Origin of the sequence: Cobetia crustatorum (assembly GCF_000591415.1) — a bacterium.
Lineage (GTDB): Bacteria > Pseudomonadota > Gammaproteobacteria > Pseudomonadales > Halomonadaceae > Cobetia > Cobetia crustatorum.
Genome location: NZ_JEMF01000078.1, coordinates 20670 through 40155 on the forward strand (window position 1 = coordinate 20670; position 19486 = coordinate 40155).

The 19486-nt window shown below is 54.4% G+C and carries 17 protein-coding genes; 12 read left to right on the forward strand and 5 right to left on the reverse strand.

The window, feature by feature from the left end; translation table 11 throughout:
- Window positions 1-21 precede the first annotated feature (21 nt).
- Complete coding sequence (locus BF12_RS0114525; protein WP_024952897.1) at window positions 22-1956, forward strand: protein kinase domain-containing protein; 1935 nt, start codon at window positions 22-24, stop codon at window positions 1954-1956.
- A gap of 194 nt (window positions 1957-2150) precedes the next feature.
- Window positions 2151-2603 carry a hypothetical protein gene (locus BF12_RS0114530; RefSeq protein ID WP_024952898.1) on the forward strand — a complete coding sequence of 151 codons (453 nt, stop codon included), beginning with the start codon at window positions 2151-2153 and terminating at the stop codon, window positions 2601-2603.
- A 111-nt stretch (window positions 2604-2714) separates the two neighbouring features.
- On the opposite strand, the gene BF12_RS0114535 is transcribed toward BF12_RS0114530, so the two are convergent.
- Window positions 2715-4124 (reverse strand): aspartate ammonia-lyase, encoded by a 1410-nt coding sequence (locus BF12_RS0114535; RefSeq protein WP_248623731.1) that lies wholly within the window; start codon window positions 4122-4124, stop codon window positions 2715-2717.
- A 322-nt stretch (window positions 4125-4446) separates the two neighbouring features.
- Here BF12_RS0114535 and BF12_RS0114540 point away from each other — a divergent pair, with 322 nt between their 5' ends.
- Window positions 4447-5379: a LysR substrate-binding domain-containing protein gene (locus BF12_RS0114540; RefSeq protein WP_024952900.1), complete on the forward strand. Its 933-nt coding sequence runs from the start codon at window positions 4447-4449 to the stop codon at window positions 5377-5379.
- Window positions 5380-5508: 129 nt separating this feature from the next.
- Here BF12_RS0114540 and BF12_RS0114545 read toward each other — a convergent pair whose 3' ends face one another.
- The 3 genes from BF12_RS0114545 to BF12_RS0114555 form a co-directional block, all read right to left on the reverse strand.
- On the reverse strand, window positions 5509-6666 hold the full coding sequence (locus tag BF12_RS0114545; RefSeq protein ID WP_024952901.1) for a bifunctional nicotinamide-nucleotide adenylyltransferase/Nudix hydroxylase: 1158 nt from the start codon (window positions 6664-6666) through the stop codon (window positions 5509-5511).
- A 346-nt stretch (window positions 6667-7012) separates the two neighbouring features.
- Window positions 7013-7966: a nucleoside hydrolase gene (locus BF12_RS0114550; RefSeq protein WP_024952902.1), complete on the reverse strand. Its 954-nt coding sequence runs from the start codon at window positions 7964-7966 to the stop codon at window positions 7013-7015.
- A 159-nt stretch (window positions 7967-8125) separates the two neighbouring features.
- Window positions 8126-9046 carry a ribokinase gene (locus BF12_RS0114555; RefSeq protein ID WP_024952903.1) on the reverse strand — a complete coding sequence of 307 codons (921 nt, stop codon included), beginning with the start codon at window positions 9044-9046 and terminating at the stop codon, window positions 8126-8128.
- Between the two features lie 170 nt (window positions 9047-9216).
- Here BF12_RS0114555 and BF12_RS0114560 point away from each other — a divergent pair, with 170 nt between their 5' ends.
- Entirely contained in the window at window positions 9217-11145 is a 1929-nt protein-coding gene (locus BF12_RS0114560) for a PDC sensor domain-containing protein (protein WP_024952904.1), read from the forward strand.
- Window positions 11146-11314: 169 nt separating this feature from the next.
- Here BF12_RS0114560 and BF12_RS0114565 read toward each other — a convergent pair whose 3' ends face one another.
- Entirely contained in the window at window positions 11315-12370 is a 1056-nt protein-coding gene (locus BF12_RS0114565) for an NAD(P)-dependent oxidoreductase (RefSeq protein ID WP_024952905.1), read from the reverse strand.
- A 314-nt stretch (window positions 12371-12684) separates the two neighbouring features.
- On the opposite strand from BF12_RS0114565, the gene BF12_RS0114570 reads away from it, so the two are divergent.
- The 8 genes from BF12_RS0114570 (at window position 12685) to tolR (ending at window position 19486) form a co-directional block, all read left to right on the forward strand.
- Complete coding sequence (locus BF12_RS0114570; RefSeq protein ID WP_024952906.1) at window positions 12685-12909, forward strand: FmdB family zinc ribbon protein; 225 nt, start codon at window positions 12685-12687, stop codon at window positions 12907-12909.
- A 118-nt stretch (window positions 12910-13027) separates the two neighbouring features.
- On the forward strand, window positions 13028-14812 hold the full coding sequence (aspS, locus tag BF12_RS0114575; protein ID WP_024952907.1) for an aspartate--tRNA ligase: 1785 nt from the start codon (window positions 13028-13030) through the stop codon (window positions 14810-14812).
- A gap of 240 nt (window positions 14813-15052) precedes the next feature.
- A complete protein-coding gene (ruvC, locus tag BF12_RS0114580; protein ID WP_024952908.1) occupies window positions 15053-15631 on the forward strand; it encodes a crossover junction endodeoxyribonuclease RuvC in 579 nt (192 codons plus the stop codon).
- A 302-nt stretch (window positions 15632-15933) separates the two neighbouring features.
- Window positions 15934-16548: a Holliday junction branch migration protein RuvA gene (gene ruvA / locus BF12_RS0114585; RefSeq protein WP_024952909.1), complete on the forward strand. Its 615-nt coding sequence runs from the start codon at window positions 15934-15936 to the stop codon at window positions 16546-16548.
- Window positions 16549-16750: 202 nt separating this feature from the next.
- A complete protein-coding gene (gene ruvB / locus BF12_RS0114590; RefSeq protein ID WP_024952910.1) occupies window positions 16751-17794 on the forward strand; it encodes a Holliday junction branch migration DNA helicase RuvB in 1044 nt (347 codons plus the stop codon).
- Window positions 17795-17811: 17 nt separating this feature from the next.
- Complete coding sequence (ybgC, locus tag BF12_RS0114595) at window positions 17812-18225, forward strand: tol-pal system-associated acyl-CoA thioesterase (RefSeq protein ID WP_051511042.1); 414 nt, start codon at window positions 17812-17814, stop codon at window positions 18223-18225.
- A gap of 123 nt (window positions 18226-18348) precedes the next feature.
- Window positions 18349-19026: a protein TolQ gene (gene tolQ / locus BF12_RS0114600; RefSeq protein WP_035160274.1), complete on the forward strand. Its 678-nt coding sequence runs from the start codon at window positions 18349-18351 to the stop codon at window positions 19024-19026.
- Window positions 19027-19039: 13 nt separating this feature from the next.
- Entirely contained in the window at window positions 19040-19486 is a 447-nt protein-coding gene (gene tolR / locus BF12_RS0114605) for a protein TolR (protein ID WP_024952913.1), read from the forward strand.

The following is a 19486-nucleotide window of genomic DNA, read 5'->3' on the forward strand; positions in this document are numbered from 1 at the left end:
TCTGATCCGCGAGTTGACCGTATGAGCGATGCCCGCGCCCACGAGCGGCTGCAGCAGTTTTACATCCCAGAAGAGCAGTCCATCTATCTGCTCTCGCATCATGATGCCAAGAAACTGAAAGACTGGGTGGCACTATGTGTTGCCCAGTTGGAAGGGCTTGGCTACAGAGATATCCACCTGGTTGGCAAAGGCGCCTATGGCTTCGTGTTTGCCGGTTGGCGTGGACAGGGTGGCAGGGATGATGAAGGTGTCCGTGAGGAGCACGTCTTCAAGTTCACGCGGGTAACATTGCCACAAGCGTTACAGGACCGCCTCGAGGAAGAGGCTTATATGCTGGATCAGGTCGCGCATCCGCGTATTCCACGCCTGATCAGTTATCAGAGAGTACGTCGCCAGTCGATTCTGGTGATGGAACGCGCGCCGGGGATCAATCTGGAAGAATACTCGCTGCGTCATGGCCGAATGTCACCAAGATTGGTGGTCAAGATTGCCAGTCAGCTAGCGGATATTCTCAAATCACTGCGCGGGACTGGCCCAGGAAGTCGCTCTGGCGTTGGCGCGGCGTCGAGTACGCCTCACAACAGTCGTCCTGTGGTACACGGTGATATCAAACCTTCCAACCTGGTATTTGATGCTGAGCAAGAGCAGGTCGCGCTGATTGACTGGGGAAGTTCAGTGTTCGCTCAGCTGGATGAGCGGTTGCAGTTTGTCACGACAAACGTCATGCAGCTGATGTCGGACAACCTACAGCAGACCAATGCGCGGTTAGGTGATGTCTACTTCATCGGCGAGGAGCAGCTAGGAGGCGCACTCTCCTCGCCGCGCTTCGATGAACAGGGTGTCGCAGCTACGCTCTATGCACTCGCATCCGGACAGTCATGTCGATTTGGCGTACAGGCTATACCAGCTGTCTCACTTGGGTTGCCGAGAGAGTTTGCACGTCTGTTGGATAGCTTGCTGTCAGATATCCCCGCGCAACGAATGCAGGCTGGGGACTATTTTTTGCGTGAGATGCCCAGGCTGGCCCGGCTTGTCATGCCAGAGCTCGGTTTACCCTCATCGCAACCTTTGCTACCGGTCTGGGTGCGCCCCGCAGTGCGTGACATTGATACGGTTGTCTACACCTCTCGCAAGTCGTTTTTGCGGGAGGCTTTTGAACCGGCAGGTTATCAGGGCAATAATGTGCTCGATGAGGTTAATGATGTGCAACTAGATCGTTATTACAAGAATTTCATGCAGGGCATGGGAGAAACGGAAAAAGCCTTTCTTGCCGCGGTCAGCCGACTGGGAAAGTATCCCATCGTTGGTGGATTGGCGATTCGCTGGGAGCCACAGGGCATTTATATCGACACGGCCCTGCATCTTCATGACCCCACATTGAAGGCTGCCTTTGTCGTCGCGATCAATAACATGGTGGCATTGGCACGCGCTATTTATCGGCAAGGTGTGTTCAAGGCGTGCCTCTTCAATGCCCGCGACACGCTGCATCTTGAACGTGAAGATCCTGATACCGCTTTTGTCTTCTCCCAGTATTCGGTTGGTAATGCGATGCCGAGATTGCCCTACGAAGTCAGTGCCGTACCAGAACTTGAGGACGAGTCACGCATTCATTCGTACTTCGAGGATGGGCCAGATCCTGAAGAGCTATTGGCATTGCCTGGCGAGATAATGAGCGCGCTGGCGGAGCTCAATCAGATTCACCACACTGGCATGCTCATTTTTGAGGCCTTGCCACATCACCTCAAGATTCACAGTTATTATCGACTGCTGGATCCAGCACGCGAGGCCGATTTCGCCCGCCTACTGGCAGCGATACTGGACGCAGTGCCGCTGATTTCGGGGCTTGGTATATCAGGCTTCATGAAAATGCCTTACAAGAACACTAAACATTTTCATCACGTTGAGTCGCAGCCAGAGGATTTCTATCCACGTGATCCACGTGAGATGGCACAGTAGTCGGATGAGGTCATGCTTAGAAATAAGAGGGAGGAGGATGTCAGAGAATTATTGATGCAATAAATAATACTGTGCATGACTTCTCGTTAGGGATGTAAAGGTTATCTGGTAGGTAGGTCGATATTAATATAGCATCGCAGCTGTCGATATCGTTCGACACATTTACATCTATACCTATAAAACAGGGAACGTCTATGACTTTTTTCAATCGTGTATCACTAGCGATCTTGCTAGGAGGCCTTCTCGCTGGCTGTAGTGCCAATACGACGATCAGTAGTCCATCCGAAACCGCGAAAATTAATCTCAAGGATGTCAGTCGTAACCAGTCCACGGTGCAGCAAGAATTGCCGACCACTAGTTTTGGTAATTATGAATTTGAAGTGATGGATGAGCAGAAGGCACCGATGTACGGCATTCTACCGCTGAAGTTCAACGGTGGTTATCTGGCACTCGACATCCTCTTGTTTGCACCGGGAGCGTTCTTTAACTTGCGTGAAGTTTATCCCTATTATGAGATTGACCACGATCAGGGCGTGGTACGTTATCGAAGCGAAAAGGGTGGCGAGTGGACCACCTATACGCCTACGCAGGAAGAAGCTGAACGGGCACGTAAATACTTCGCTGCACAGAAAAGTGCCAGTCAGTAGTCGTTTCTCGGTAGTGTGAGGATTGGTATCAAAAAAACGCCGCATCAGCAGTGAGCTGATGCGGCGTTTTTGTGTGTGCGACTTAACATGGAGATAAGTCGTCGAAAGACATTAGTCTTTCATCTGACGAGGGCGTGTCATGGCCTGCGGTGAGAGAAGCGCCTCGAGTCGTGCGTCATCAAGCAGACCTTCTTCCCGTACCAGTTCTAGTACACTACGGCCGCTGACAAGAGCTTCCTTGGCGATACGCGTCGCATTGTCATAGCCAATATACGGATTGAGTGCGGTGATCAAGCCGATAGAGTTATTGACCAATTCGGCGCAGCGATCGCGATTTGCAGTGATACCAATGACACAGCGGTTCCTGAGCATTGTCATGGCGCGACTTAGCTGTCGGATAGAATCGAATAGCTTATAGGCGATCAGTGGTTCCATCACGTTGAGCTGTAGCTGACCCGCTTCTGCCGCCATGGTCAGTGCGGTATCGTTGCCGATAACGTCGAAGGCGACCTGGTTGACGGCTTCTGGAATCACCGGGTTGACCTTGCCTGGCATGATCGAACTGCCCGGCTGTTGCGGAGGTAGATTGATTTCGTTAAAGCCGGTACGCGGGCCGGAAGACAGTAAACGCAGGTCGTTACAGATCTTGGACAGTTTGACCGCCAGGCGCTTGAGCATGCCGTGGAACAGTACAAAGGCTCCCATGTCGCTGGTAGCCTCTACCAGATCAGATGCTGGGCGGAAGTCGATACTGGAACGGCGTGCGAGCGCTTCGATGGCCAGTGCGCTGTAGCGTGGATCAGCGTTAATTCCGGTACCAATGGCGGTACCGCCTAGATTCACCTCTTTCAATAGCTCATTCAGGTTGGCGATACGCTCGACATCTTCGCGTAGAGTGTTGGCAAAGGCACGGAACTCCTGACCCAGGGTCATCGGCACTGCATCCTGCAGCTGAGTGCGGCCCATCTTGACCACATCGTCAAACTCCAGTGCCTTGGTGGCAAAGGCGTTGGCCAGCTCGCTCAGGGCATCGACCAGCATCGAATGACTGCGCAGCAGTCCCACGCGAACAGCGGTGGGGTAGGCATCGTTAGTGGACTGCGCCATATTGACGTGATTGTTGGGATGCAGTTGCTGGTAGTCTCCTTTTTCCAGGCCAAGGTACTCCAGGCCAAGATTGGCGATTACCTCATTGGCATTCATGTTGGTAGAGGTGCCGGCCCCTCCCTGGATCATATCAACCACAAACTGGTTATGATGATCGCCGTTCATCAGGCGAGCACAAGCATGCTGAATAGCATCGTGTTCGCGTGTCTCAAGATAGCCAAGTGCATGATTGGCTTCGGCGGCGGCAGCTTTCACCAGTGCCAAGCCCTCGACCAGTCGTGGGAAGTGTGACAGGGGCACGCCTGATAAATGAAAGTTATTGAGTGCGCGTTGCGTCTGGATGCCGTAATAGGCATCAGATGGCACAGGTTCACGCCCGAGCAGATCCTTTTCGAGACGGAAGCCGTTGGCCAGTGCCTCGCGCTCGGCATAGTTCAGGTCTGTGAGCGATGATGAAGTCGTGCTGGCATTGGAGACTGGGGTGGCTTCCGGAAGACTGTTCACTTGGGCGGAACTCCTGGCTGAAGTACACTGTTGCGCTTGAATGGCGGTTGAGGTGGTCAAGGGTAACCAGCCCAGCACCACGCCGACCAATGCCATTCACTGCTGCCGTATACGCGAAACGCATAAGACGAAGGTGGTATCACGGGAAGTACCGTCAACCACCAGTCATGAGACCCTGCATGCTCGGCCTGTGAAATCTTATCCGGCATGTTCGAAATAGATGGGAGTTTGGGTGAATCTGGAATCAAAATGGCTGGAAGACTTCGTCGCGCTGTCCAATACGCGCAGCTTCTCTGCCTCGGCGCGTCAGCGTCATGTCACCCAACCTGCATTTAGTCGCCGAATTCGGGCACTTGAACAGGCCGTAGGTACCACTCTGGTGGATCGCTCTACCACGCCCGTCAGCCTGACACCGGAGGGGCAGCTATTTCTGGTGACGGCGCGCAACCTCACAGAGCAGCTTTCGGAGTGTCTCGCGCATCTGCGAGGCCTGAGCATGGCCAATGAGACACTGGACATTGCAGCAGCGCATTCGTTGGCTTTAGCGTTCTTCCCAAAGTGGATATCTCGACTTCAGCAGGGTCTAGGCGAGTTGCCGACGAGGCTCTCGGCGATGAATGTGGGGGATGCCATTCACGCGTTGCGCGAGGGCAATTGCGATCTGATGCTGGCCTATTACGATCCCTATGCCAGCATGCAGCTCGACGCGGAGGTCTTCCCGTCTTTCTCGGTGGCGAAAGTCAACATGCTGCCGGTCTGTGCTCCTCTTGAGAATGGCGCCCCGCGCTTTCCACTGACGGGGCAGGACGACACCAGCCAAGACGTGATTCCACTGCTGTCTTACACCCAAGGGGCATTTCTGGGTCGCAGCGTGAAGATGTTGCTCAAGAACGATCCGTTACGTTTGCGGTTACGTACCGTCTTTGAGATGGCGATGGCAGAAGGACTGAAGGGCATGGCGCTGCAAGGTGTTGGAATGGCCTGGATTCCGGACTTCTGTATTCGTGATGAGCTCTCGAGTGGCAAGCTGGTGCGTGCTGGCAATGAAGCATGGGATATCCCGCTGGAGATTCGCCTTTATCGCTGCTCATTGGTCCACAAGCCCGGTATTGACAAGCTTTGGAAGCAGCTGATGAATCTGCCGCGTGACTTTCTGGAAGCTTGATGATGTAGATCTCGCCGGTATGGGGCATCATGCACCAATAGAAATGGTAGGCCATTGGCCTACCATTTCTATTGGTGCCGCATAAGGTGTAGAGCCGTCATGCAAGGTGTCGCGGTGTAAGGCTTGAAGTCAAAATCCTGTCTGGCCAGCATGTAGCCCGAGAAAGTTCTGAATGATAAAGAAATGGTCTTCGAACAGAGTATCTGGCTCTAGATCTGCTAGCGCGACCCAACGGGCTTGCTCCTCGCTTTCTTTACCCCCACTGCGCAGTCTCGGCAGTTGCTGCTCTGGTCTTAGTGCGAAATAGAAGGCTTCTGCCAGCGTTCTTCCTCGCCAGCTGCGATGCGGTGCATCAAACATGCGCTGGCCACGCAGAGAACCCCGCAAGACAGGCTCTGGCACCTTTAGGCGCACTCGCTCTTTCAGCTCACGTAGGCAGGCATCCAACAGGCGTTCTTGCGGCTGAACAAAACCGCCGGGGAGGGCATAAAGCCCCTTGCCAGGGGCGGCACGGCGAGTCGTGAGCAAGACATGCCCTGACTGTACGACGACAGCGTTGACCGTAATGAATAATGGCGGGTAGGGCGCATCGCTCCAAGCGGTCCTGTACTGCTCCAACAAGCGTCGTTCTTCGACCAGTCCTTGCCATGCCGTCTCGTTTAGAAAACCGTGCAAGTGTTCAGCAACTGAGGCTGGCAGCAGCTCACAGCCTTCGTTGTTCAGCCAGTCTTCGGCGCGTGCGCGTTCGGTAAAGATGACTTCACGAATACGGCTGGCCACCATGCCTTCGCGCAGTGGTACGGCGACGGATTCCCACTGAGGAAACAGGCTGAGGTAATAGCTTGATTGCGTACTGCTGTCGTGCCGATTAGCGCCTATCAGCGCAATGCGCGGCATTCGATTGGCTTGAGGGCGGGCAATGTCACGCACCTTGCGCTGTACATCGCGCACCCAGACATCGTCGTTGTAGAGCGCATCCAGCAGCGGGACGATTTCAAGGCGCGTATTGGCAGAATCGCTGAAACAGCTCCGGATCATACGGGTACGTTCATCGAAGGTAAAAGGATTGCGCAATGAACGCGCTTGCCAGGCCGAACCCACCAGAACGATCACCTGCCGAGCGATACGTAGTGCCTCCTCCATGACGGCGACATGTCCGTAGTGAACAGGTTGGAAACGTCCAATGAAGACAAGACAATCATACTGATAGTTCTTGGATCTGGGGTGATCCTCCGTACTGACCGATGACTGGTGATGTGTTGCAGGCAGAATGGAGGACGATGGCATATGAGGCTCCGTAACCGTGCAGGGAATAAAATCGGCCTCGCGTAGAGTCGCAGGTTATCACTAGCGTATCAGATTATCTGCATGCGACGAACGACATTGAATCCTGCTGACGAGTCACTATCTCGATTCGTTATTTATAGCGTTATCTTGCAGCGGAAAGATACTCAATCTATTAGAGTGCTTAAGTCATCGTGATTATGCGAAAGCTGCAACATTAGGGATGTGCGAGGGGGCAATGAGAAAGAGTGATTCATCAATGCACGAAGGGCCCCCGAGCAAGCCATTCAAGCACTTGCTCGGGGAGTGCGACCGTCATATCAATAAACGGCGATCATCATGGTAGCGATCAAGCCGTTTTTGCGGTGAGAACGTCAGTGATCCATTCGACCACCTTGTCGCCCTGTGCATTGACGCAGACATCGACGAGTGGAGTCTGAGACCACTGATTGCCCAGGAATTCGCGTCCTTCGGGGGCGAACAGGGTCTGGCCTTCTGCCAAGCCTTCAACTTCGACATTTAGATGGCCACGTTCGACAGTGAACATCTCCGGCTTCATCAGCCAGGCCAAGGCGCAGCTATCGTGTGGGCAGCAGCCGTCGATGCCACGCGCTTCCTTATAGAAGGCCTTGTAGAACTGATAGCTGCCAGAGAGCACTTCACCCAGCGCGCCTTGTGCGACACGAATGCGCTCGACATGTGCCGGCGTGAGTATGCAGCGATGAGTGGCGTCGAGACCGACCATGGTCAGCGGCCAGCCAGCGGTCAGCACTTTCTTGGCAGCATGGGGGTCGTTGAAGATGTTGGCTTCGGCGACAGGAGAAACATTGCCACCTTCACGGATGGAGCCCCCCATGACGATGACCTGTTTGACCTTGCTGATGATACTTGGGTCTAGTTGCAGAGCAGTCGCCAGGTTGCCGAGCGGACCGACAGCAACGAGCGTGATTTCACCGGGACGTGCATTGACCTGTTCAACAATGAACTGCGGTGCACTGATGGCAAGCGCCTTGCCCTTGGGTGTCGGGATATCCATGTTGCCCAAGCCGTTGGCACCATGGATGTGTGCGGGTGCCGGGAACTTATCCTTGACCAGCGGCTGAGAGGCACCCTGTGCAACAGGAATACTCTGACCTGCCAACTCGCCCAACAGCAGAGCGTTTGAGGTGGCTGTTTCGATGGTGACATTACCGAAGGTCGTCGTCATGCCGAGGAATTCAATATCTGGATGTGCCAGACAGATAGCAATGGCTTGCGCGTCATCAACGCCCGGATCGGTATCGAAGATAATAGGAGTGTTCATGATGTCCTCTTTAAATTGGATCTGCACATCTTGGCAGTACGTCTGGCAGCGGTACCTCCCCGCTGCAGATGAATTGCAACGAAAAGATGCGAAACGAGTCAGTGGCACTTGGCTCGCAGGGCGTTGTCTAGTTGCTCAGGTTTTCAATTGCCCAGGCGGTCAATGAGTTAGCATATCCAGTGCCGGCCATTCGGCCAGCGCATCAGCAACATCACTGGCGACAGGAATGCTGGGTGCAGCACCTTCTCTGCTGACACATAAGGCAGAGGCGGTACTGGCACGGCGCAGACTATCCTCGATGCTCAATCCTTCAATCTGACTGGCGAGATAATAGCCAATAAACGTGTCGCCAGCCGCCGTGGTATCGACGGCTTTCACGCGATGTGCGGGAAGTTGAATGCGCAGTTCGCCTAGCTGATAGCAGACGCCTTCACTGCCAAGTGTCATCACGACCTCGGTATTAGGGAGTCGTGAATGCAGAGCGTTGAGCAGGGTGTCGACCGGCGCGCTTTCTTCAAGTTCGACCAGTTGAGCCGCTTCGCCGCGATTGAGGAAGAGAACCTGGCAGTGCTCTAACGGTAAACGCAGTACCTCTGCGCCCATCGGGGCCGGATTGAAAGCGATTTTCATCTGTTTGGCATGTGCTAATTCAATGACCGTGCCAAGCGCGTTGCATTCATTTTGCAGTAGCAGCCAATCGCCTTGCGCCACACTTGAGAACAGCGTGTTCAAGTGCTCATCGATAAAGCCGTGATTGGCGCCCGGATGCAGGATGATGCTGTTCTCGGCGTGGTCATCAACCTGAATGATGGCATGGCCACTTGCATTGGCACTGAGCTCTATCTGTGAGGTGATGACTCCTGCGCTTTCCAATGACTCAAGAGCCCAGCGATCGCTGTTGCCGAGACGGCCCCAGTGAGTGACGCCTCCTCCGGCCCGTGCGAGCGCAAGGGATTGGTTGGCACCCTTGCCGCCCAGTACCTGACGGTAGGAGAGGCTCGCTAGGGTTTCACCGGGCCGCACAAGGTGGGATACCCGATAGACGTGATCAATATTGATAGAACCGTAGTTGTAAAGCATGCAGCCTCCTTGGGGTCGAGCATCCTAGCAAAGCCTTGGCCGCCTGTCCCCAGTCCTGTTACCAATGTCTGACCTGTTGGTCATGTTTGAGCGTTGAAGTCAGTAGACTCTCAGAACGCAAGGGAAAGCGCATACTCTTTCTATCGCAGCAGGACTCAGGATATTGGCCCATGCAGGCACCGACACGTTCCACTATTACAATCAAGAAGTGGGTTTGGCGTGCGCTCTTTACCAGTACCATGATCCCGTTATTTCTGGTAGAGATGGCGCTGGTCGGGGTGTATTTTCTGTCGAATGATGAAATTCGCGATGCCAACCTCAGCTATCTACAGGCGCAGTCCAGTAGCGAACTCAATCTGGCGGTATTACGAGAGGCCGGATCGCTTGATCGTCAGTTGGAGCATGTTCAGAATCTATCCAGCAGCATGGCCTCACAGGCAAGCGATATTGCAGTCGATATGGATGTTGTCATCGCGCCTGCTGAGTTGGCACGTCACGCCGCACGCGCCAATGGGGTATGGGCGACACAAGGCAATAATGGTAACCAGGCCAGCGGTTATTATCCGCGCTTGCCACAGTCAACTCAGGATATTCCGCTGGCACTAAGAATGACGGGCATTGATCCCATCATGCGCAATATCGTGTCCTCGCATTCTTCAGTCGTGCAGACGTTCACGACCTTGGCCGATTGTTATGTGCGGATCTATCCCTATGTGAACCTGGCCGAACTCGTGCCGCCCAATCACGATTGTCGCAATTTCTCTTTTTTCTATCGTGCTGCACCTGATGAGAATGCTGCCCGCAGGACCATCTGGACTGATGTCTATGAAGATCCGGCCGGGAATGGCTGGATGACATCGGCCGTGACCCCCTTTTATGTCGATGATCACTTCCTCGGTGTCGCGGGTGTCGACATGACGTTGGATGTCATCGTCAATCAGATACTCGCGATGGAATTGCCCTGGAGCGGCTTCGCCATGCTGTTTGATCAACATGGGCGTTCATTGGCAGTGCCTCAGCGAGGCGAAAGCCTGCTGTCGTTGATGCCAATTGAACGGCCCGATGTTCAAGGGGTACTGGAAGAGGATGTTATTCGTCCCGCGCAGCTGGAGTTGGAGCAGCATGTCGTCTTCGCGAATCTTGCGACGGAAATTCTGACACAGCGGCGTGGCTCAAGCAGTGTCCTGGTGGAAGGCGCGCCCTATAAAGTGGCGTGGGAACATTTGGAGAGCAATAACTGGATCATGCTTAGCATGGTGGCAGAAGATGCCGTGTTTTCGCGTACTGCCGAAATTGGGCGTAACTTCCAGTTGGTTGGTATGGCATTGGTCGGTGGACTGATCCTGTTCTATTTTAGTTTTTTTATTCTGATGAGTTGGCGTACTCACCACATCAGCCGTCGGCTCTCAGTGCCGCTGGCAGAGTTGTGTGATCGCCTACATCGCATCGGCCTAGGGGCAGAGGTCGAGTCAGCGGGTGCCAGTGGCCTTGTCGAGCTCGATGAAGCCAATAGCACTGCGGAAGAGATGTATCGGCGCTTGCGACACACGCAAAAGGAATTGCAGGCTAGTGAAAGACGTTTGCTGGATTCCTTGGAAGCCAGTGGCGACAGCCTGTGGGAGATGGATATTCCCGAGCGCATCATTCGTATCCATCCGAATCTCTGGAAGATGTTGGGTGCCAGTGGTCATGAACCTTTGGTCATGCGTGAGATCGATTTTGATCGTTTGATACACCCTGAAGATCTTGAAGGGGTGCATATGCTGCGTTATAAGGTTTTCACTACTTTTGGCGAAAGTTTTGAATGTCAGTATCGAATGCGCGCCCCGAGAGAGGAAGATCTGCAGCATATTGAAGATATGGGGGTGGCTAATAGCGCCTCGATCAGTGATGAGGCAGACAACGTCGAAGTCGCATTGCCCGCAGAAGAGCCAGCACTTTCGTTCGAGGAAGAAGTCGAAGAGGATCAGACGTGCTGGGTACTGCTTAGCTCTCGAGGGCGCGTAGTATCATGGGATGCCGAGAGGCGCCCGCTCAAGGCGGCAGGCATGCATATTCTTATTGATCAGAGTGTTCGGCTACGGCCGGTGTCCTCGTAGAGATGTGCTAGACGTAATATCAGAACAGTGCACTTTCCGACATGGCCCAGTATTTGGGTGGGGCACGACTCAACACATGTGAATGTGAGTCGTGCTTGCTGTCGACGTTCCAACAACTATCCTTCTGGCCGGCCTTACTCTCTATGCGTTATTACCTGATTCAGACCACTCACTTTCCTTGCTTCAGGTTCTCGCCAGACGCCTTGTTACGCAAATAGGTGTCAATGTTGGCCAGGCTCAGATTCAGCATGTTCTGACGGGCTTCCTGGCTGATCCATGCGTTGTGTGGTGTAACGATCAAATTCAGCGCCTTGCTCTGATCGCGACGCATGTCTGCAAGCGCTGACAGCAACTCATGGCCTTCCTTGGGGGGTTCTACCGGCAGGCTATCCACTGCAAGCCCCCCCAGTCGACCAGATTTCAGTGCTTCAAGGGCTGCTGACTCGTCAATGATGCCACCACGAGCACAGTTGACCAGTAATGCACCGGGCTTCAGTTGCGACAACGCCGTTTCATCAATCAGGTGCCGGGTTTCTGGCGTCAACGGGCAATGCAAGCTGATGGCATCTGCCTCGGGTAATAAACTTGCAACGCTGGGCCGCTCGGCTGTCGGCTCACTACCCGGGCGAGCGGCAAAGGTCACGCGCATGCCGAAGGCCTCACCCAGCTTGCCGACAGCACTGCCAAGCTCGCCCTTGCCGACGATGACCAGGTGTTTGCCAGCCAACTGGATGACTGGGCGGTGCATCAGGCAGAACGTGGCGCTACGTTGCCAGTCACCTTCCGCGACATCTGTCTGATAGCTGGCTAAGCGCCCCGCCAGTGCCAGCAACAGCATCCATGTGTGCTGGGCCACGGATGCTGTGCCGTAGGCATTGACGTTCATCACACGAATTCCCTGCGCCTCAGCGGCAGCGATATCCACATTGTTGGTGCCTGTCGCCATGACAGCGATCAATTCAAGCTTGGGTAACTGCGTAAGATGATGTGCTTCCAGGCGTACCTTGTTCACCAACACGATAGGTACGCCTGTCAGACGTTCAACCACTTCATCGGGCTGAGTTGCTTCATGGCAGATCAGCCCATTCACGCCTGCCTGCAACTGGCTGAAGTCCATGCCATCACCCAGTGAGGCTGCATCGAGCATTACCGCTTGCGGGAGAGGAGAAGTCAGGCTGGAGGACGGAGTGGAATCTACCTGAGAAGTGCGATTTTGATCAGACATCTTGTTCCTCGTGACTAGGTGAGGTTGCAGGATAGAGTCGGCAATGAGACCTAGCAGACAATGCCTTGTGAGGGATTGTCTGAGGGTGTTGCCCCGCACGGGGCCGAGCACGCTATAATGTGCCCCTTTCGCTTTGACTTGAAAGCCGCTCAACTGGCCTTATGTACGTGTGCTAGAGGCATCGCCCGTGAATGTTGCGACATTGGGGCATTCGCGGCGCACTCAAGCTTAAGGTACGCCGCAAGGCATAACTTTGTCATGGTGTGTGAGCTGCCCCTGCAGTTTTCGCCCAGTATTGTCAGGAAAGAAAAACCATGCCGATCTATGAATACCACTGTAAGGCCTGTGGCCATCGGATGGACAAGTTGCAGAAAATCAGCGCTGCGCCGCTGACGGAGTGTCCGGAATGCAAGGCAGATCAGCTTGAGAAGCTGATTTCTGCCGCCGGCTTCCGTCTCGCGGGAAGTGGCTGGTACGAGACGGATTTCAAGTCCGGCAACAAGAAGAATCTGGCCGGTGGTAATGACAGCGCTTCGTGACAGCACTTTCTGAAAGTCAGTGATGGAAATCAGTTATCACAGACGTCATTACCAACGGCCACTGAGACAGGTACGCAGTGCGCGTATCGATCACGAATTTGAGCAACAAGGAAACAACATGCGCAGCCACTATTGCGGCAAACTGAACGAGACCCTGATCGATCAGGATGTCACTCTGTGCGGGTGGGTGCACCGCCGTCGCGATCACGGTGGCGTCATCTTCCTCGATATGCGCGACCGTGATGGTATCGCCCAGATCGTTGTCGATCCTGATACCGTCGATGCCTTCGCCACTGCCGACAAAGTGCGTAGCGAGTATGTTCTGCGTATCAAGGGCCGTATCCGTATGCGGCCGGAAGGTACCCAGAACCCGAATATGCCGACAGGCATGATCGAGGTGCTGGCCAAGGATGTTGAGGTGCTCAACACTGCACAGACTCCACCGTTCCAGCTTGACGACCACAACAAGGTCGGTGAGGAAGTTCGCCTCAAGTATCGCTACATCGATCTGCGTCGTCCCGACATGATTGAGAAGTTGCGTCTGCGTTCACGCATTACCCACAGTGTGCGTGCCCAGCTTGAAGCACTTGGCTTCCTCGATATCGAGACGCCGATCCTGACGCGCGCCACGCCAGAAGGTGCACGTGACTATCTGGTGCCGAGCCGCACCTATGCCGGCAACTTCTTTGCACTGCCGCAGTCTCCTCAGCTGTTCAAGCAGCTATTGATGGTCGCGGGCGTTGACCGTTACTACCAGATTGCCAAGTGCTTCCGTGATGAAGATCTGCGTGCCGATCGTCAGCCGGAATTCACCCAGATTGACCTTGAAGCCAGCTTTGTCGACGAGCAGGACATCATGGGCATGACCGAGACCATGATCAGTGGCCTCTACAAGGAAGTGCTGGGTGTCGATTTCGGCAAGTTCCCGACCATGCCGTACTCTGAAGCCATTCAGCGCTTCGGCTCTGACAAGCCGGACCTGCGTATTCCGCTGGAACTGGTCGATGTCGATGACCTGATGAGCAGTGTGGACTTCAAGGTCTTCTCCGGCCCGGCCAAGGATGACAAGGGCCGCGTCGCGGCGCTGCGTGTTCCGGGCGGTGCTAGCCTGTCGCGCAAGGAAATCGATGCCTACACCAAGTTCGTTGGTATTTATGGCGCCAAGGGTCTGGCATGGATCAAGGTCAATGAGCGCGCCAAGGGCATCGAGGGTCTGCAATCGCCGATCGTCAAGTTCATGGAAGACGTGGTTGATGAAGTGCTGGACCGCTGTGGCGCCGTCGATGGCGACATCGTGTTCTTCGGTGCCGACAAGTCCAACATCGTTGCCGAAGCGATCGGCGCGCTGCGCGTCAAGCTGGGTGAAGATCTCAACCTGTATACCTGTGAGTGGGCGCCGCTGTGGGTCATTGATTTCCCGATGTTTGAAGCCGATGCCAACGGCCGCCTGAGCGCGCTGCATCACCCGTTCACGGCGCCGTCCTGCAGCCCGGAAGAGCTCAAGGCAAATCCGGAAACTGCACTGTCACGCGCTTACGACATGGTCATCAACGGCACCGAATTGGGTGGCGGCTCCATCCGTATTCACGACCAAGCCATGCAGCGTACCGTGTTCGAAGTATTGGGTATCGGCGAAGAAGAAGCGGAAGAGAAATTCGGCTTCCTGCTCGACGCCCTGAAGTTTGGCGCGCCGCCCCATGGTGGTCTGGCCTTTGGTCTCGACCGTCTGGTAATGCTGATGACTGGCGCGAAGACCATTCGTGAAGTGATTGCCTTCCCGAAAACCCAGAGCGCCGGCTGCATGATGACTGACGCACCGGGTGAAGTCAGCGGTGAGCAGCTCAAGGAGTTGAACATCCGCCTGCGTCAGAAAGCGAAGGTAGAAGAAGAAGGCCAGGCCTGATATCTAGCAGGTCTGTCATACGATATCGCGGGCAAGTCCAAGGGTAATGTGGTCGTCCGCGATACCGTTGGGTTCAAAGCCCATAGGCGGTGTGATACTGAGCCCTGGCAGAGAATGCTGGGATAACGGTGTCGCACCGCCTTTTTTATGGCATGGTGGCTGGTTATATGAACAGTTGTTGGGAAGATGTTATGAGCAACTGCAGGAGATTTTAGTGACTTCGACTGACGAGAGCGTCGCATGATCATTCTTGGAATTGACCCTGGCTCGCGTTTGACCGGTTATGGCGTGCTGGACGTGTCGGCAGCGCAACCACGCTATGTGGACAGTGGATGTATCCGGATGTCGCAGGTCAGTCTTGATCAGCGCCTCGCGCAGATCTACGCCGGTATCAGCGAAGTGATAGCTCTGCACTGTCCAGCCGAGTTCGCCATCGAGCAGGTCTTCATGTCAAAGAATGCAGATTCTGCGCTCAAGCTAGGTCAGGCACGCGGGGCTGCCATTGTCTGTGCTGCCAATCATGGTTTACCTGTCTCCGAATACGGACCGCGGCAGATAAAGCAAGCGGTGACCGGCTCTGGAGCGGCAGACAAGCTACAGGTACAGCACATGGTCACACATACGCTGAAGCTCTCGGCCACGCCGCAGGCAGACGCTGCAGATGCCTTGGCGATTGCTCTGACGCATTGCTTTGCCCGTCGTCGTCTCACGCCGAGTAGTGCTCAGCTAGAGACGTTAGGGCTGGGTGCCACTGGCAATCGCAAGGGCTCACGTATACGACGTAGTAGTAGCTGGCGGGGATTCGAGCCAGACAAGTAATGTGCCTATCAGGTATAAATACGATATTGTGCTCAATAAATGCCATTTATTCAGTCACTTGTAAGCCTGCTGCCGTGATAGTGCGCAGAGAATTGCGCCGCTTGTTGATACGATAATGATGAAGCGTCAGGAGAGTGTTCCTGCTGACTGTCATGATCGTGCGACAAAATCGTCTTAACACTCGGACATGCCGCCGACGCTTCATCTTTGGTAGGCTTGCCCGCAATGTCATCATCAGAGCAGTGAAGGGGGCTGGGAAATATGCCCAGTACACATCACTGTAGAAAAGGACTGACTGAAACATGATTGGACGTCTAACCGGACGACTGCTTGAAAAGCAGCCTCCTCATCTGGTGCTTGATGTGCACGGTGTGGGGTATGAGCTTGAAGCATCGATGAATACCTTGTTGGGACTGCCGCCGGTAGGTCAAGACTGCCAGCTTTTCACGCATCTTGTGGTGCGTGAAGATGCTCAGTTGCTGTATGGCTTTGGCAAGGAGCCAGAGCGCCGTCTCTTTCGTGAGCTGATCAAGATTTCTGGTGTCGGTCCGCGTTTGGCGCTCGCCATTCTCTCTGGCATGGAGCAAGGTGATTTCATTCGTTGCGTTCATGACGAAGATAGCCGTGCACTGACGCGCTTGCCGGGTGTCGGCAAGAAAACGGCTGATCGTCTGATCATTGAAATGCGTGACCGTCTCAAACATTGGACCGTGTCGACAGATGATGGTCTCAATGAGATGGAGCGCGCTTCGCAGCCTCAGCCGCCGATCACGCACCCACTGGCGGATGCCGAAGCCGCGCTTGTCTCGTTGGGATACAAGCCCGTTGAAGCAGCCAAGATGCTGTCCGGGCTTGAATCAGGTGCCTCTACGGAAGCCCTGATCAAAGCTGCACTGGCACGCAAGATGGCCAGCTAGGCCTCATATTATGTGGCTGATAGTTTTGCTTTGAGAAAGCAGGCAATGTGATTGGTTTTATTGACTAGGGAGTGACGGATAAGTGGGATAGAAAGTGCGCGCTCTGACGTTAAAGCGCAAGATCGTTGCACGCTCCCTGCCATCCGTCTCTCGTCACTGTCCCATACATGCAACATGGGGCATCAGGAGTTGAGCAAGTATCATGATGGAGTCGGACCGACTGATCTCTGCAGCGACGCATGACCCGGAAGAACGGGTAGACCGTGCCAATCGCCCGCGTACGTTGAGTGAGTACATCGGACAGCCGGTGGTGCGTGAGCAGATGGAGATATTCATCAGCGCAGCCCGTCAACGTGGCGACAGTCTGGACCATACCTTGGTATTCGGACCGCCCGGACTTGGCAAGACAACGCTGGCGCACATTATTGCGAGCGAGATGGATGTCGATATCAAATCGACATCAGGACCAGTGCTGGAGCGGGCAGGGGACTTGGCTGCCATGCTGACCAATCTTCAGGAAGGTGATGTTCTCTTCATCGACGAAATTCATCGTCTGTCACCGGCGGTCGAGGAAGTGCTGTATCCCGCGATGGAGGATTATCAGCTTGATATCATGATTGGTGAAGGCCCTGCTGCACGTTCGATAAAGCTGGAGCTGCCACGATTCACGCTAGTGGGTGCAACCACCCGCGCGGGTTTGCTGACGGCGCCGTTGAGGGACAGATTTGGCATCGTTCAGCGTCTTGAGTTTTACGATATCGAGTCGCTGACCAGCATAGTGGCGCGGAGCGCCAAGTTATCGGGAATGGAAGTCGAGATGGACGGTGCGCTTGAAATCGCCCGTAGATCACGAGGTACTCCGCGTATCGCTAATCGTCTACTTCGGCGTGTGCGTGATTTCGCCGAGGTGCGTTCAGACGGACGTTTGACGCTTGAAGTGGCCGATAAAGCGCTCAATATGCTCAATGTCGACAGTCACGGATTGGATAACATGGACCGTCGCTTACTGCTCGCCATGATAGAGAAATTTGATGGTGGGCCGGTAGGCGTAGACTCTCTCGCCGCCGCCATTGGCGAAGAGCGTGACACAATCGAGGATGTGTTTGAGCCGTATTTGATTCAGCAAGGCTTCATGATGCGCACGGCGCGTGGGCGTCTTGTCACACGTTCTGCTTATCTGCACTTTGGTATCACGCCTCGCGAAGACCAGTCGCGCCTGTCTCAGGACGGATGTGATGCGTCATGACATCCAGGAACGAGAAAATGTCGTTAATTAGTGATGCTCCATGTTTTCGTCACATTGTGCGTGTCTATATCGAGGATACTGACGCTGGCGGCATCGTCTATTACGTGAACTATCTGCGCTTCATGGAGCGTGCCCGTAGTGAATGGTTGCGAGAGCGTGGTTTCTCTCAGCAAGCATTGCTTGAAAAAGGGATCCAGTTGGTAGTGCACAGTGTCACAAGTCGTTATCTTCGTCCGGCGTATCTGGATGACCTTCTGACAGTTACCGCATTGGCCGGCGAGCTTCATGGTGCGCGCTTGACCTTTCAGCAGCAATCACTCAGAGAAGGCACGTTATTGTGTGAAGCCGAGGTAGTGATTGTCTGTGTTGATGCTGCCTCCTTCAGGCCGCGTCGCTGGCCAGTTGAATTGCTGAGTGCACTTGAGGTCTGAAGAAAGCAAGAGATGCAGAACTCGCTAGTGCGAGATATGTATTTCAGCCCATTTTTAATGGTGTCACTGAGAGTCAGTGGCACTCACTGAACCAAGTAAAGAGGGAATTCCGTGGAAGATTCGATGTCGATCATTTCGCTGTTCGTGAACGCCAGTCTGGTGGTTCAGGTAGTCATGGTGATACTGCTGGCGGCTTCCATTGCCTCCTGGGTACTGATTTTTCAACGTGGCATGGCCTTGTCGCGCGCCAAGAAGGCTTATACAGCGTTCGAAAAACGCTTCTGGTCAGGCGTTGATCTGAATCACCTTTATCGTGAATTGCCTAGTGATGAAGAAGCGACTCCCGGTGCTGCGGGCGTGTTCCGTGCCGGCTTCCGCGAATATAGCCGACTCAAGCCAAAATCGGATGATGCACAAGCCGTGATGGACGGTGTGCAGCGCAGCATGCGTGTCACGCTGTCACGCGAGGAAGAGCGCCTTAACATCAGTTTGCCGTTTCTGGCGACAGTCAGCTCTGTTAGCCCTTATGTGGGCCTGTTCGGGACGGTATGGGGCATCATGGGCTCATTCCAGGCGCTGGGTACTGCTCAGCAAGCGACACTGACCACGGTGGCACCCTGGATTGCAGAGGCACTGGTGGCGACTGCCATGGGTCTGTTCGCGGCGATTCCTGCAGTCATCTTCTATAACCGTCTTGCCAGCCGTGCTGATCAACTACTGGGGCGTTATGAGGACTTCGCAGAAGAACTCCACTCCATTCTGCATCGTAATCTGCACAGCCGTGGCAGCAACGACGCTTGAAAGGAGGTAGGCAATGAAAGGACCGTATAGCAGAGGACACAAGCGTAAGCTGTCCTCAGAAATCAATGTGGTGCCCTTCATCGACGTCATGCTGGTGTTGTTGGTCATTTTCATGATCACGGCCCCCATGATGACGCAGGGCGTTCAAGTCGAACTCCCCAAGGTGACCTCCAAGCCCATCGATAATCCGGATGATGTCACGCCACTGATCGTTTCACTCGATGATAGTGGTAATTACTACATCGATATGGGTTCTGATGAAGACAAGCGCTCTCCGGTAGCACTGGATGAACTGGGTAGCAAGGTTGCGGCGATTGTGGCTGAAAAGCCCAAGACGCCGGTGCTGGTCAAGGGTGCTAAAACGGCACCTTATGGAGATGTCATGGGGCTGATGAGTACGCTTCAGGGCGCAGGTGTACCCAATGTCGGGCTGATTTCAGAACCACCGAATGAGGGCTGA

Coding starts and splice junctions, on each gene's coding strand:
- BF12_RS0114525 (WP_024952897.1), top strand. CDS start 22: ATGAGCGATGCCCGCGCCCACGAGCGGCTGCAGCAGTTTTACATCCCA.
- BF12_RS0114570 (WP_024952906.1), top strand. CDS start 12,685: ATGCCGATCTATGAATACCACTGTAAGGCCTGTGGCCATCGGATGGAC.
- tolR (WP_024952913.1), top strand. CDS start 19,040: ATGAAAGGACCGTATAGCAGAGGACACAAGCGTAAGCTGTCCTCAGAA.
- ruvB (WP_024952910.1), top strand. CDS start 16,751: ATGATGGAGTCGGACCGACTGATCTCTGCAGCGACGCATGACCCGGAA.
- aspS (WP_024952907.1), top strand. CDS start 13,028: ATGCGCAGCCACTATTGCGGCAAACTGAACGAGACCCTGATCGATCAG.
- ruvC (WP_024952908.1), top strand. CDS start 15,053: ATGATCATTCTTGGAATTGACCCTGGCTCGCGTTTGACCGGTTATGGC.
- BF12_RS0114550 (WP_024952902.1), bottom strand. CDS start 7,966: ATGAACACTCCTATTATCTTCGATACCGATCCGGGCGTTGATGACGCG.
- tolQ (WP_035160274.1), top strand. CDS start 18,349: ATGTCGATCATTTCGCTGTTCGTGAACGCCAGTCTGGTGGTTCAGGTA.
- BF12_RS0114545 (WP_024952901.1), bottom strand. CDS start 6,666: ATGCCATCGTCCTCCATTCTGCCTGCAACACATCACCAGTCATCGGTC.
- BF12_RS0114560 (WP_024952904.1), top strand. CDS start 9,217: ATGCAGGCACCGACACGTTCCACTATTACAATCAAGAAGTGGGTTTGG.
- BF12_RS0114555 (WP_024952903.1), bottom strand. CDS start 9,046: ATGCTTTACAACTACGGTTCTATCAATATTGATCACGTCTATCGGGTA.
- ybgC (WP_051511042.1), top strand. CDS start 17,812: ATGTCGTTAATTAGTGATGCTCCATGTTTTCGTCACATTGTGCGTGTC.
- BF12_RS0114565 (WP_024952905.1), bottom strand. CDS start 12,370: ATGTCTGATCAAAATCGCACTTCTCAGGTAGATTCCACTCCGTCCTCC.
- BF12_RS0114530 (WP_024952898.1), top strand. CDS start 2,151: ATGACTTTTTTCAATCGTGTATCACTAGCGATCTTGCTAGGAGGCCTT.
- ruvA (WP_024952909.1), top strand. CDS start 15,934: ATGATTGGACGTCTAACCGGACGACTGCTTGAAAAGCAGCCTCCTCAT.